The sequence below is a fragment of the Brevibacillus sp. FSL L8-0520 genome (assembly GCF_037963895.1).
GTDB lineage: Bacteria > Bacillota > Bacilli > Brevibacillales > Brevibacillaceae > Brevibacillus > Brevibacillus borstelensis.
On sequence record NZ_CP150171.1, the window covers coordinates 4,106,906 to 4,119,663 of the forward strand.

Below are 12,758 nucleotides of genomic sequence, written 5' to 3' on the forward strand. Positions count from 1 at the left end.
CCTCCCCTTTCATCATTAACCGTTTATTTGAAAAACCCCAAAAAGCCTGATGTGTTCAAGTCTTCAAAAATCAGCTATTTGGATAAAGCGGCCTAACGCGAGTGGCGAATGCGCAATCCTTTTGGCGTCACTCGCCAATCTACCCAGGCCAGAATCAGGTCAAACAAGACCGCCAGCAGCGCAGCCGGCACCGCACCTGCCAGGATGATGCCCGTGTCCACCATGGCAATCCCGCGAAGGATCAGGTCGCCCAAGCCGCCTGCCCCGATAAACGCCGCGAGCGTCGCCACTCCGATCGTCATGACCGTAGCCGTGCGAATCCCGGCAAATATGACGGGGCGGGCCAGTGGAAGCTCTACGATCCGCAGCATCTGGCCTTTGGTCATCCCCATGCCGCGCCCTGCTTCCAGCAGCGAGGAATCGACGTCCAAAATGCCGGTGTACGTATTGCGGACGATAGGCAGCAGCGCGTAAATGACCATCGCGATGACAGCCGGGATCGGTCCGATGCCAAACAGCGGAATCATAAATCCGAGCAGCGCCAGACTGGGAATCGTCTGGAAGACCGAGATCACGGCCAGCACCGGACCGGCAAGCTTCCGGTACCGGGTCAGCAGAATGCCTGTCGGCACCGCAACTACAATCGCCCAGAACAACGCGACGACAGACAGAACGATATGCTCCCAGCTCGCCTGCACAATATCCGGCCAGCGGTCTGCCATTACGGAAATCACTTCACTCATTGCGCCACGCTCCTCTCCTGATCCAAGTATGGCCGTGCAAGCACATCGACCAGACTGGCCCTTGTCAACAAGCCTGCCAACGTCCCGTCTTGGCGGACGACCGGCACGTACCCGTACGGCGCTTCCTGCACGAAGCCGATGGCATCCGCGAGCGGGGTGTCGGGTGAAAGCGTCATGGTGTCTGTCCGCATCACATCGCGGATGGCCAGCGATTCATCCGGGTACCGCTTGTGAATATCCGCCGTATCCGCCATGCCCAAGTACTTCCCATGCTTGTCGACAACGATCAGCCCGGTTACCCGCTTGCGGTGCATGATCTGTACGGCCTCCGCCAGCCCTCGGCCCGGGGAGACGGTAACCGGCTGCGTGACCATGACATCCTGGACAAGCTGCCCGAGGTGGGACTGCAGCCGTTTTTCCCCGATGAACTCCCGGACAAAATCATTGGCCGGATGGCGCAAAATGTGATCGGGCGTCCCCTGCTGGATCACATTCCCGTTTTGCATGACCACGATCTGGTCGGCGATTTTCAACGCTTCATCCATGTCGTGGGTGACAAAAACGACTGTTTTGTTCAGCTCCTGGTTCAGCCGGATCAGCTCATCCTGCAGCTGCTCCCGGGTAACCGGATCGAGCGCCGAAAAAGGCTCATCCATCAGAATGATCGGCGGATCGCTCATCAGCGCCCGGGCTACCCCTACCCGCTGCTGCTGGCCTCCGGAGAGCTCGGACGGGTATCTGTCCCGGTACCGGTCGGGGGCCAGGCCGACCATATGGAGCAGGCGATCGACCTTTTTGTGATCAATCGACCCTTTTCCCCCCTGAAGCCGTGGCACCAGCGAAATATTTTCCGCGATTGTCAGGTGGGGAAACAGGCCGACCTGCTGAATCACATAGCCGATGCTCCGCCTCAGCGCGACCGGATCGACCTCCGCCGAATTCCTTCCGCCGACGGTAATCGTCCCCGATGTTGGCGAAATCAACCGGTTGATCATCTTCATCGTCGTGGTCTTGCCGCAGCCGGATGGCCCGACCAGCACTGTGATGCTCCCCTCGGGAATCTCCAGATTGAGATTCGGGATCACAGTCGTCGAGCCGTACGATTTGCGCACGCGTTCAAAGACAACCGCATTTGCCATTCGCATCCCCTCTTTTCGCTGTATTTTTGAAAATAAAAAGACCCCGCCAATGGAGAGCCCTGCAAAAGTCCACCTAATATCTGTAAACCGTAACCCTAGTGCCCTTAGGTACTGGGGTTTCAATTATCGAGAATGTAGCTGTAGTGGGGAGAAGCATGTTTCCGATCTGCGCTCCGGTCTACGTCCTGCAAGGATGTGAAACTGTCCGCTCCACAGCGATCCCGGGGGAAGCGCAAAACGGCGCGCAGCTCCGAAGGTTACTCATGGATTGCGCTTCTGTCTCCCCGGGCTTCGCTGTTCCGCTCGGCTGGACTCCGCTAGTCGCTCCGCCTGGAAACATGCTTCTCCTCCGAAACAGTAGGTTTTCAACAGGCTGAAACCCAGTGCCGCTTCGACACCGGGTTTTGATGTACAATAAAAAGAAAACGAAAGAGTTGGAACCATTGCTACAGCCCTCTAAACAAATCACGGCATCCTTCCATGCCGAATTATATAAACTGATTCCCGTGGATCACCCATTATGTAAAATCAATGAAATCGTCGATTTCACGTTCATTCATGAATTGGTTCGTTCTTCTTATTGTGAGCATTACGGAAGACCAGCTAACGAGCCGGAGCTCCTGTTTCGCTTGCTGTTTTTACAGGTTCTCTACAATCTTTCGGATGAACGCATCATTCAGGAAACGCAGGTAAACCTCGCTTATAAGTGGTTTTTAGGTTTAAATCCAGAAGATACCCTTCCTGACCCCTCTCAGTTATCCCGCTTTCGTAATCATCGGTTAGGAGCCGGAGCCGTAGACGAGGTACTCAAATCGGTTGTACGTCAGTGCATCGAAAAAGGACTTGTGAAATCAAAGACGATCATCGTGGATTCCACTTATACACTGGCAGCTTCGCCAAAACAAAAGCCTCTTGAAGTACTGCGAGATGCGGCGAAGCGCTTATTCCGTATTGTGGTGAAAAAGCATCCAAAACTTGAAAAGAAACTCCCGAGGTTACCGGAGTTGAAGAAGGATCAAGAGGGTGCCGAGAAGATCATGCTTCACTACTTGGCGGAACTTGGAGAGACAGTCGAGACTTTGTTACCCGATCATGAGGGTTCCATCTCGGAGAAGATCAAGGTCGCCAAGGCCATCGTGGAAGATGAGCGTCTGCTGGCCAATAAAGGCATTATGTCGGCCATTGATCCAGATGCCCGCTTTGGATGGAAGAGCAATACGAAATCCTTTTTTGGCTACAAAGAGCATATTGCCATGACGGATGAAGAAATCATTACGGCTGTGGAGGTCACCGGAGGAAGTACGGATGACGGAAAACAATTCAAAGAACTTTTGAACCAATCGCTTGACGTGGGAATAGAAGTACAAGAAGTGATTGCTGACACCGCATATTCGGGTAAAGATAACTTGGCCGAGATGAAATCCAAGGGGATTAAACCTGTCGTCCCGCTAAACCCCGTCGTACATAATGGGGGACTGAAGCAAGAGGGCTTTGAGTACAACAAGGATGCAGACTTTGTTATTTGTCCGGCAGGACAACATAGTATCCGAAAGGCTGTCCAAGGCAGCAAGCAGAGTGGCAAAAGTCGTTCTCTCGTTTTTTACTTCGATACGGAGAAATGTAAGACATGCCCACTTAGGGAAGGCTGTTTCAAACCAGGAGCAAAGAGCAAGACCTACTCCATCCGGATCGTGGCGGAACCCTACAAGGCGCAAATCGAGTTTGAAAACAGCGATACGTTCAAAGAACGTATTCGTCGCAGACCGATTATTGAGCACAAAAATGCTGAATTAAAAAGGTATCATGGGATGACCAAGGCCAAGTACCGTGGTCTCTTTCGTATGCGAATACAGGCAATACTTACGGCTTTCGTCGTAAATGTAAAACGGATGATAAAATTGGCAGAAAAAATGCAGCCCGTCTCTTAAAGGAGAATGGACTGCATTTTTCGTTAAAGTCCTTTTTTGTAAAAAAAAATACTGTGCGTTACCCGATCCGCAAACCTCAACAGAGGTATTTTGCAGGACTCTCCCAATGCAGGGTCTGTACCTGTAAAAATACAAAAAGACCCTGCAAAAGCATAGGGTCAAAAAACCGAATTGTTTTCCACGTCGGAATGATCTGACACGGAATGCTTGTTTTGACCCATCTTGAGGCTGACGAGGTTAGCTGACGGACTCGGGAAAGATGGTTCCCTACGGCAGATATGCTGCCGATTCGCCCCGGAAAAAGTGGTTCCCCCGCTTTCCGATTATGCAAATCGGAAATTAAGCTTATGGCTATTATGCATGAACTCGATCATCAAGTCAAATCTCCGGATGACCACTCAGTCTCTACTTGATGAAAAAAGGCCCCTTCTGTCTGCCAAAGACATCGGGGCACCTCCTTTTTTCGTGAAACAAATGCCAGTTTTATCCCATAACGCCTTCCTGGCTTTGAGCAAGCGGGAAATGGCAGGAGACAAAATGCCCTGCAGCACCTTCTGTCAGTGTCGGCGCAGTCTGTCTGCACACATCCTGCACATACGGACATCTGGTGTGAAAATGGCAGCCGGACGGAGGATTGGCCGGATTCGGCAGATCGCCCTGCAGGACAATCCGTTCCTTTCGCTGCGTCGGATCAGGAATCGGGACAGCCGACAGAAGCGCTTCCGTGTAGGGGTGGCGCGGGTTTGCAAACAGCTCGTCGCGCTCTGCCAGCTCCACGATTTTGCCCAGGTACATGACCGCGATCCGGTCGCTGATATGCTTGACGGCAGGCAAGCCGTGGGCGATGAAAATGTAGGTCAGCTTTAGCTCCTTTTGCAGCTTCTTGAGCAGGTTCAGCACCTGCGACTGGATCGACACGTCGAGCGCCGATACCGGCTCGTCGCAGACGATCAGGCTCGGATTCAAGGCGAGGGCGCGCGCGATGCCGATCCGCTGTCTCTGCCCGCCGCTGAATTCATGCGGGTGGCGGCTCATATGGTGGGCATCCAGCCCGACAAGGCGCAGCAGCTCCACAACCTTTTCCTTCAGCTCGCTTCCTTTGTGGGTGCCGTGTACGCGCAGCGGCTCGGCCACGATTTCTTCCACCCGCATCCGCGGATTGAGCGAGGAATACGGGTCCTGAAAAATCATTTGCAGGTGCTGCCGCAAAGTGCGGACCTCGGCTTTGCCGAGAGTGGACAGATTTTTTCCCTCAAACCAAATCTCCCCTTCGGTCGGCTCCAGCAGCTGCAAAATCATCTGGCCGGTGGTCGACTTGCCGCAGCCGGATTCTCCGACGATTCCCAGCGTTTCTCCGCGGTACACGGTAAAGTCGACGCCATCTACGGCCCGTACGTAGCCTGTCTCTTTGGAAAACATGCCTTTCTTGAAGGGAAAATGCTTTTTTAACCCTTTAACCACCAACAGCGGTTCTTTCGTCTGGTCCATTGCTATGTGCCTCCTTTACGCGTAGAAGCAGCGTGCCAGATGGTTCAGGGCCACCTCTTGAAGCTGCGGCTTGTTTTGCTTGCACTCTTCTGTGGCGGCAGGGCAGCGCGGGTGAAACGCACAGCCGCCCGGCATGTCGAGCGGATTCGGTACCGAGCCGGGGATCGAGTCCAGCTCCTCCCGATTTTCGTCCAGCTTCGGCAGCGAACCGAGCAGCCCTTTTGTATACGGATGCTTCGGCTCCGCAAAAAGGGAAAAGACGTCAGCCTGCTCCACCACTTCTCCCGCGTACATCACCACGACTCGATCCGCCATCTCGGCTACGACACCGAGATCGTGCGTAATCAGAATGACTCCGGTTTGAAACTCCTTGTTCAGCTTTTTCAGCAGCTCGAGAATTTGTGCCTGGATCGTCACGTCCAAGGCGGTCGTCGGCTCGTCCGCGATCAACAGGGCCGGATTGCAGGCCAGCGCCATGGCGATCATGACGCGCTGCCGCATACCCCCTGAAAGCTGATGGGGAAAGGAATCGACGATCTTTTCCGCATTGGGGATGCCGACGTGATCCAGCATTTCGACGCTGTGTGCCCGGGCTTCCTTTTTGTCCATCTGTCTGTGCTGGCGAAATACCTCTCCGAGCTGGTTCCCGATCGTAAACACGGGATTGAGCGAGGTCATCGGCTCCTGGAAGATCATCGACAGCTTGTTGCCGCGCAGCTTGCGAAGCTCTTTTTTGCTTAAAGCGAGCAGGTTTTGGCCCTCCAGCCAGATTTCTCCGCCCACCACTTCGCCAGGCGGGGCGACCAATCCCATGATCGAGAGGGAGGTAACGCTTTTGCCGCAGCCCGATTCGCCGACGATGGCAAGTGTCTCGCCCTTGGCTACGGAAAACGAGACGCCGTTTACGGAGGGAACGACGCCGTCCTCAGTTTTGAAATGCGTCCGCAAATGTTTCACTTCCAGCAAGTTTGCTTCCATATCGAGTCTCCCCTCCTTACTTCGCTCTAGCCTTCATGCGAGGGTCCAGAATGTCGCGCAGCCAGTCTCCGAGAAACATAATGCCCAAAACCGTGATCGTAATCGCTACACCGGGGAAGGTCGCCACCCACCAGCTCGTAGCGAGGTACTGCCTGCCGTCGCTCAGCATGCCGCCCCAGGAGACAGTCGGCGGCTGAATCCCCAAGCCGAGAAAGCTGAGCGAGGCCTCCGCGATGATCGTCGTGGCTACGCTCAACGTAGAGACGACGATAAAGGAGGAGATAACGTTGGGCAAAATGTGTGTAAAAATGATTCGCCCGTCGCTTGCGCCGACAGTGCGGGCGGCTCTGACGAAGTCGCGTTCCTTGACGCTGAGCACTTCACCGCGGATGATGCGGGCGTACTTGACCCAGTTGGTAAAGCCGAGGACGAGGATCAGGGTCGTCAGACTGGGCCCGAGGACGGTCAAAATCACCAGCATGAACAAAATATTCGGAATGGCGAGAAACGAATCGACCGTCCGCATGATGAGATTATCCACGATCCCGCCGAAGTAGCCGGAGACGAGTCCCAGTACGACCCCGATCGCGCCCGCTACGGCGACGGCACACACCCCGACCATCAGGGAAACCTGCGAGCCGTAGATGATGCGGCTGAGCACATCGCGCCCCAGATTGTCGGTTCCGAGCGGATTTGCCGGCGAGCCTCCCTCCATCCACATGGGAGGCTTGAGGCGCTGCGCTGCCTGGGTTTTGGCCGGATCATGAGGAGCGATCGCACTGGCGAAGACGGCCATAAATACGACGACGATGACGATCAAAAGTCCGATTGTTCCTGTTTTGCTTTTCAACAGCATGCGGGCCAAACGGCGGAGCTGCCCCGGCTTTTTGACCGCCTGGCCGACGCTGCCTGCTTGTGCTGTTTGCGATTCCAGGGGAAGAGACATACGGCTCACCTCCGTTTAGTTGTACTTGATGCGCGGGTCCAACACGCGGTATAAAATGTCTGCCAGGATGTTGCTGACGATGACCAAAAAGGCGACGACAAAAACAGCGGCCTGGACGATGGCCATATCGCGGGTATTCACTGCCTGAATGATTAGCTGTCCCATTCCCGGCCAGGAAAAGATCGTCTCCGTAATCAGCGTGCCGCCGATCAGGGTAGAGGTTTGCAAAGCCATGATGGTCACTACGGGGATAAGCGAATTTCGCAGGGCGTGCTTGTACACGACAATGGTTTCGATCAGCCCCTTGCTTCTCGCTGTGCGAATGTAGTCCTGCCCCAAAATTTCCAGCATGCTGGAACGAATCAGGCGGGTCATCTCCGCAGCAATTCCCGTCCCGAGTGTAAAGGCAGGCAGGATCAAATGGTCCCATGAACCCCTTCCCGATACCGGCAAGGTCTTCCACTCGACGGCGAACAACAGGATCAGCATGATTCCCAGCCAAAAATGCGGCATTGCCTTGCCCAATACGGAAGCGCCTGAAACGAAAATGTCCAAAAAGGAATTTCGCTTGGTCGCGGACAGAATGCCCAGCGGAATCGAGATTACCGTGGCGACGATCATGGCTGCAATCGCCAGTTCAAAGGTTGCCGGCAGACGCTCCAAAACAATCGGCAGGGCGGGCATGTCATAGCGGAAAGATGTGCCGAAGTCCCCCTGCAGCATGTTGCCGAGAAAGCGGAAATACTGGATGTGCATCGGCTGATCCAACCCCAGCGCAGCGATCAGGATTTCCCGATCCTCGTCCGTCGCCGTATCGGACAGCATCAGAGACACCGGGTCTCCGGTAACGTACACCAGCACGAAGACGATGATCGAGATCAGAAAAAGCACGGGAACAATCTGCAGAATCGACTTCAACAAATACTGTCTCACGGTGTCACCTCCCGAAATCATTTGCGAGTTGCTAAACAGGTTCATCAAGCTGTCGGTCATGGAACAGGAAGGGGCCTCGCCAGTGGAGACCCCATTCGCTTCACCTTTTTCTTATTTCAGTGTAATTTCATCGACGAACAGCATTTCGTCCAAACGCGGTTCAAAGTTGATGCGGTCGCTCACACCGTAGTTGGCATTCATTTGGTACAAATAAATGTGCGGGCGTTCTTCCGCGATGATTTCCTGCGCTTGTTTATACTGCTTTTCACGCTCTTCCATGTTCATGTTCTTCTCTCCGTCCGCCAGAAGCTTGTCCAGCTCCGGGTTGCTGTAATCCGACTCGCCCTTGGACCGCTCCGTAGTCAAACGGTCAAACGCCAAAGACGCGTCAAACATGGAGTTTCCGTAGGCGATCATGAACACTTCATCAAATTTTTTCGCTTTGTACTTTTCGTTGAACTTGCTCCACTCCAGCAGCTCCAGCTTGGCGTTGATTCCCACCTCGGCCAGCATCGCCTGGATCAGCTCTGCCGTTTCCTTGTCTTTCAGGTAACGGCCGCTCGTCGCATTCAGCGTCAGCTCCAGACCGTTTGGATAGCCGGCTTCCGCCAAAAGCTGCTTCGCCTTTTCCGGATCGTAGAGCGTCTTGTTGTACAGGTCGAGATTGGTGCCAAAGTTGCCCGGAGTCACGCGGGTGCGGGTCGGCACGCCTCCGCCGGCGAGGATGTTGTCGACGATCGCCTGCTTGTCGATAGCCAAATCAATAGCTTCACGCACCTTCGGATTCTCGGTGACCGTTCCCGGCGTCAGCCGCAGGGTGAGCTGCATGACGCGCTGGGTCGGTCCTTGCTTCGTGTCGGTGCCGTCGTTGTCCTTGATGCGCTGCAGATCGCTCGGCGGGATGTTTACGGCAATATCGACGCCGCCTGTCAGCAGTTCCGCGACACGGGTCGCATCTTCCGGGATGGAACGGAAAACGACCTTGTCCCATTTCGGCTTTTCGCCGAAGTACTCATCGTTTTTCACCAGCGTCAGGCGATCGTCACGCACCCATTTTTCCAGCTTGTACGGGCCTGTTCCCACCGGGTTTTTCAGGAATTCGTCCCAGCCCTTTTCCTTGATGTACTTGGATGGGAGGATGCCGGAGCCGAGCCTTGACAGACGGTTCAGCAGGACCGGTTCCGGCGCGTGGGTGATGATTTCAATCGTATGCGGGTCGATTACTTTCACTTCTTTGATTTGCTTGTAGTTTCCGTACTCCAGCAGCTTGTTGTCCGTGGCTACACGCTCCAGCGTGAACTTGACGTCCTCGGCGGTGAACTCGTCGCCGTTGTGGAATTTTACGCCTTGACGCAGCTTGAAGCGCCAGGTCGTGTCGTTTACCGTCTCCCACTCGGTCGCAAGGTCGGGCTGCACCTTTTGCTGGGCGTCCTTTCGCACCAAATAATCGAACATATTGACGTGCACAGCTTCCGTCGACGTGTTGTTGTGATCGTGAATATCAAAAGTGACGATGTCGCTGCCGCTGGCAATCGTCAGCACTTTTTCTCCGTTCTGTCCAGCGGGCTGTGCCGTTTCCTTGTTCCCGGACGGTTGAGCCGGCGCGCCAGATTGGCTGCTGCAGCCGACCAGGGCCGCTGACAGGGCAAGGATCGCTGCAAGACCAAAGCCTGCAATCCGTTTTTTCATGTCTGGTTTCCCCCTTATGGATACTCTGAAGTGGCTCCCGCCTATTGCCTCAAGTAATTCAAGGCAAACGCCGACAGCATGGCGACGCCGATCGGAAGCGCGTCTTCATCGATGTCGAACAGCGGGTGATGCAGTGGATATTGAGTGCGCTTGTCTTCGTTGCCCACACCCAGGCGGAAGAATACGCCCGGCACATGATGGGTGTAGTAGGAAAAGTCTTCTCCACCCATGGACGGCTTCACGAGCTGATACTTGCCCTGTCCCAGAACGTCATCGGACGTTTTGAGCAAGAGATCCACCATGCCGTCGTCATTTAAAATCGACGGGTACCCGAACTCGTAATCAAACGCATAGGTCGCTCCGAAGGCTTGGGTAACGCCGGCGATCACTTTCTCGATCCGCTCCGGCATCTGTTCCCGAAGCGCCGGATTCAGCGTACGGACTGTTCCGAAAAGCTCTACCTCCGGGGCGATCACATTGCTCGCCGTCCCTCCCTGAATTTTGCCGATTGTAATCACGATCGGATCGAGCGGATCCACGTGGCGGCTGGCAATCTGCTGCAGCGCCGAGATAACCTCCGCAGTGACAGCGACAGAGTCGACTGCCAGATGCGGATGCGCCGCGTGGCCGCCACGACCGATGACCCGGATGTGAATCGTGTCTGCAGCGGCACAGCCTACGCCTCTGACAGCCGTCACTCGGCCCACAGGCACCCCCGGAAAGACGTGCAGTCCGGCCATCGCCTGAATGCCTGTCTCCCGAAGCAACCCGTCCTCGATCATGACCTGGGCGCCGCCGCCTCCCTCCTCGGCCGGCTGAAACACGAAGACGACATTTCCCTTTTCCGGCCGCTCCACTTGACTGAGGAACTGCGCTGCTCCCATCAACATGCTGGTGTGGGCGTCATGGCCGCAGGCGTGCATTTTGCCGTCTACCGTGGAGCGGTACGCGACGTCTTTCTGATCGTGTATCGGCAAGGCGTCCATATCAGCCCGCAGGCCAATCGTCGCTCCCGGCTGCTTTCCTCGCAAAATTCCGACAACGCCTGTCCTGCCAAGGCCTCGCTTTACTTCCAGCCCCAGCTTCTCCAGGTGGCTTGCGACAATATCCGAGGTGCGCTTCTCTTCAAAGCTGAGCTCGGGATTTTGATGAAAGTCCCGCCGCCACGCCACGATTTGCTCTCTCAAGACGCTTGCTTTGGCAAGAATCTCGGAGGTTTGGTACAAAGCGGGTGTTTGGCCCATATGACGAACGCCTCCTTTTTCGTTACTGCGTTGTTTTCGCCTCCTGCTGCGCTTGTTGCTCTTGTGGATATGTGGTATTTCCGGTACTTCCGGTACTTCCGGTATTTCCGGTATTTCCGATACATACGGCACTTCGATTTACTTTCACGCTACCTCCTTGTTCCTTGTTCCTTGCTACACTTCCTTCGCAAACTCTTCTAGAATCGCGGCGATATGCTTGATCCCCTGTATGTAGTCATCGATGCTGATATTTTCGTTTGGAGCGTGGTTGTTGGAGGCGAAGTGGCCGACGCCGACTGATACGGCGGGAATGCCGAGATGCTGGCAGAGAATGTACATCGGGCCTGTTCCCGGCGACATCGGCATGATGGTCGGTTCCATTCCGTAAATCTGCTTGGAGGTATTCACGACAGCGCGGGTCAGCGGATTGTTCAGCGGCGTACGGGCCGGATGCTCCAGCGTGAACGACTGGATCTCGATGTCCGAAAATCCGTGCTCATCCAAATGCTTGCGCAAAAGTGCGAGTATTTCGTGCGGGTCCTGATCGGGTACGAGCCGGAAATCGAGCTTTACCCTCGCCTCTGCCGGCAGGACCGTCTTGGAGCCTTGGCCGATATAGCCGGAGACGATGCCGCAAACGGTACAAGTAGGCTGGAAGATCAGCTTTTCCTTGAGCGGAATTCCTTTCAGGTCCAGCAGGAAGGACTTCAGCCCCAGCTTTTCCAGCGTGTCTTCCTCGTTGTAAATCATTTGCTCCAGCATGAGCTGGTCGTCATCGCTCAGACTCGCAACCTTGTCATAAAAGCCTTCGATGCGGATACGCTCATCCGGTCCCTTCAGCGTGTTCAAGGCCCAGAGCAGGCGCCAGGCGGGGTTTTCGATTATCGCCGCATTGGCGGAGTGCAGGTCGGTGTTGGCTCCCCGGCAAATCAGCTCCACATAGCACATCCCTTTTACCCCGAGGCTGATCTGCGGCCGTCCGTCAGCGTTTTTATAGCCAAACTCCCAGACGCAACCGTCGGCTCCGATCCGGTCCGCGTACTTTTCCACGAATTCCTCCAGATGCACGCTGCCGATCTCTTCCTCGCCCTCGACGATGAACTTGACTCCTACAGGCAGCTTGCCCCGTACCTGGAGGCAAGCGTGGACGGCAGCCAGGCGGGCCATCAGATTGCCCTTGTTGTCCGCCACTCCCCGCGCATACATGTACCCATCCCGGATTTCCGCGCCAAAAGGCGGTGAATGCCATAAATCGAGCGGATCTTCCGGCTGGACATCGTAATGGTTGTAAAAGGACAAAATCCGTTCGCTCTCGCCCTTGAATTGTCCAAAGACGACCGGATAGCCGGACGTTTCCAATTGCTCCGCCTCTCCGCCGATCTCGCGGACGAAACGTTCCACCATATCAGCGGTTTCCTTCATGCCGCGGTTTTGCGCCGCCACGCTCGGTTGCTTGCAGATGTCTTGCAGCCAGCCAATGTAAGTCTCCCGGTTTTGTTCGATGTAGGAAAAGACGTCCTGCACCTATCTCTCCTCCTTCTTTTTGGAAATATTCCTTTAAGATTCCTTAATTAAAAACTATAGGGTCGGTTCAGCTTTGTGTCAACTAAAAATATTCTAAATTGTTCTAATAAAATAAAATTTACTGGAAGGATTTTCATTTCCAGCAG

At 54.9% G+C, this 12,758-nt stretch carries 10 protein-coding genes and 1 riboswitch; of the genes, 1 reads left to right on the forward strand and 9 read right to left on the reverse strand.

What is annotated here, in order from left to right; genetic code table 11:
• Nucleotides 1–92: 92 nt before the first annotated feature.
• Both NSQ24_RS20300 and NSQ24_RS20305 read right to left on the reverse strand, forming a co-directional pair.
• Nucleotides 93–743 carry an ABC transporter permease gene (locus NSQ24_RS20300; RefSeq protein ID WP_003389558.1) on the reverse strand — a complete coding sequence of 217 codons (651 nt, stop codon included), beginning with the start codon at nt 741–743 and terminating at the stop codon, nt 93–95.
• Nucleotides 740–1,882 (reverse strand): betaine/proline/choline family ABC transporter ATP-binding protein, encoded by a 1,143-nt coding sequence (locus NSQ24_RS20305; protein ID WP_039070521.1) that lies wholly within the window; start codon nt 1,880–1,882, stop codon nt 740–742. The genes NSQ24_RS20300 and NSQ24_RS20305 overlap by 4 nt, the downstream gene beginning before the upstream one ends.
• 464 nt (nt 1,883–2,346) lie before the next feature.
• Here NSQ24_RS20305 and NSQ24_RS20310 point away from each other — a divergent pair, with 464 nt between their 5' ends.
• A complete protein-coding gene (locus NSQ24_RS20310) occupies nt 2,347–3,810 on the forward strand; it encodes an IS1182 family transposase (RefSeq protein WP_172920214.1) in 1,464 nt (487 codons plus the stop codon).
• A 212-nt stretch (nt 3,811–4,022) separates the two neighbouring features.
• Nucleotides 4,023–4,166: riboswitch (cyclic di-AMP (ydaO/yuaA leader) on the reverse strand.
• 127 nt (nt 4,167–4,293) lie between these two features.
• Here the strand turns inward: NSQ24_RS20310 and NSQ24_RS20315 are convergent.
• The 7 genes from NSQ24_RS20315 to NSQ24_RS20345 form a co-directional block, all read right to left on the reverse strand.
• Nucleotides 4,294–5,298 (reverse strand): dipeptide ABC transporter ATP-binding protein, encoded by a 1,005-nt coding sequence (locus NSQ24_RS20315; protein ID WP_024983408.1) that lies wholly within the window; start codon nt 5,296–5,298, stop codon nt 4,294–4,296.
• Nucleotides 5,299–5,313: 15 nt separating this feature from the next.
• Nucleotides 5,314–6,276, reverse strand: a complete 963-nt coding sequence (locus NSQ24_RS20320; protein ID WP_243013867.1) for an ABC transporter ATP-binding protein — start codon at nt 6,274–6,276, stop codon at nt 5,314–5,316.
• A 16-nt stretch (nt 6,277–6,292) separates the two neighbouring features.
• Nucleotides 6,293–7,222, reverse strand: coding sequence for an ABC transporter permease (locus tag NSQ24_RS20325; RefSeq protein ID WP_003389563.1), 930 nt, complete (start codon nt 7,220–7,222; stop codon nt 6,293–6,295).
• Nucleotides 7,223–7,237: 15 nt separating this feature from the next.
• Complete coding sequence (locus tag NSQ24_RS20330) at nt 7,238–8,155, reverse strand: ABC transporter permease (protein ID WP_003389564.1); 918 nt, start codon at nt 8,153–8,155, stop codon at nt 7,238–7,240.
• Between the two features lie 111 nt (nt 8,156–8,266).
• Entirely contained in the window at nt 8,267–9,844 is a 1,578-nt protein-coding gene (locus NSQ24_RS20335) for an ABC transporter substrate-binding protein (protein WP_339166471.1), read from the reverse strand.
• A 41-nt stretch (nt 9,845–9,885) separates the two neighbouring features.
• Entirely contained in the window at nt 9,886–11,088 is a 1,203-nt protein-coding gene (locus NSQ24_RS20340; protein WP_031931907.1) for an amidohydrolase, read from the reverse strand.
• Nucleotides 11,089–11,262: 174 nt separating this feature from the next.
• Nucleotides 11,263–12,612, reverse strand: a complete 1,350-nt coding sequence (locus tag NSQ24_RS20345) for a M20/M25/M40 family metallo-hydrolase (protein ID WP_003389568.1) — start codon at nt 12,610–12,612, stop codon at nt 11,263–11,265.
• Nucleotides 12,613–12,758: the final 146 nt, after the last annotated feature.

Excerpts from the sequence above, each read along its gene's own strand:
- NSQ24_RS20300 (WP_003389558.1), bottom strand. The coding sequence starts at position 743 with ATGAGTGAAGTGATTTCCGTAATGGCAGACCGCTGGCCGGATATTGTG.
- NSQ24_RS20335 (WP_339166471.1), bottom strand. The coding sequence starts at position 9,844 with ATGAAAAAACGGATTGCAGGCTTTGGTCTTGCAGCGATCCTTGCCCTG.
- NSQ24_RS20325 (WP_003389563.1), bottom strand. The coding sequence starts at position 7,222 with ATGTCTCTTCCCCTGGAATCGCAAACAGCACAAGCAGGCAGCGTCGGC.
- NSQ24_RS20315 (WP_024983408.1), bottom strand. The coding sequence starts at position 5,298 with ATGGACCAGACGAAAGAACCGCTGTTGGTGGTTAAAGGGTTAAAAAAG.
- NSQ24_RS20340 (WP_031931907.1), bottom strand. The coding sequence starts at position 11,088 with ATGGGCCAAACACCCGCTTTGTACCAAACCTCCGAGATTCTTGCCAAA.
- NSQ24_RS20320 (WP_243013867.1), bottom strand. The coding sequence starts at position 6,276 with ATGGAAGCAAACTTGCTGGAAGTGAAACATTTGCGGACGCATTTCAAA.
- NSQ24_RS20305 (WP_039070521.1), bottom strand. The coding sequence starts at position 1,882 with ATGGCAAATGCGGTTGTCTTTGAACGCGTGCGCAAATCGTACGGCTCG.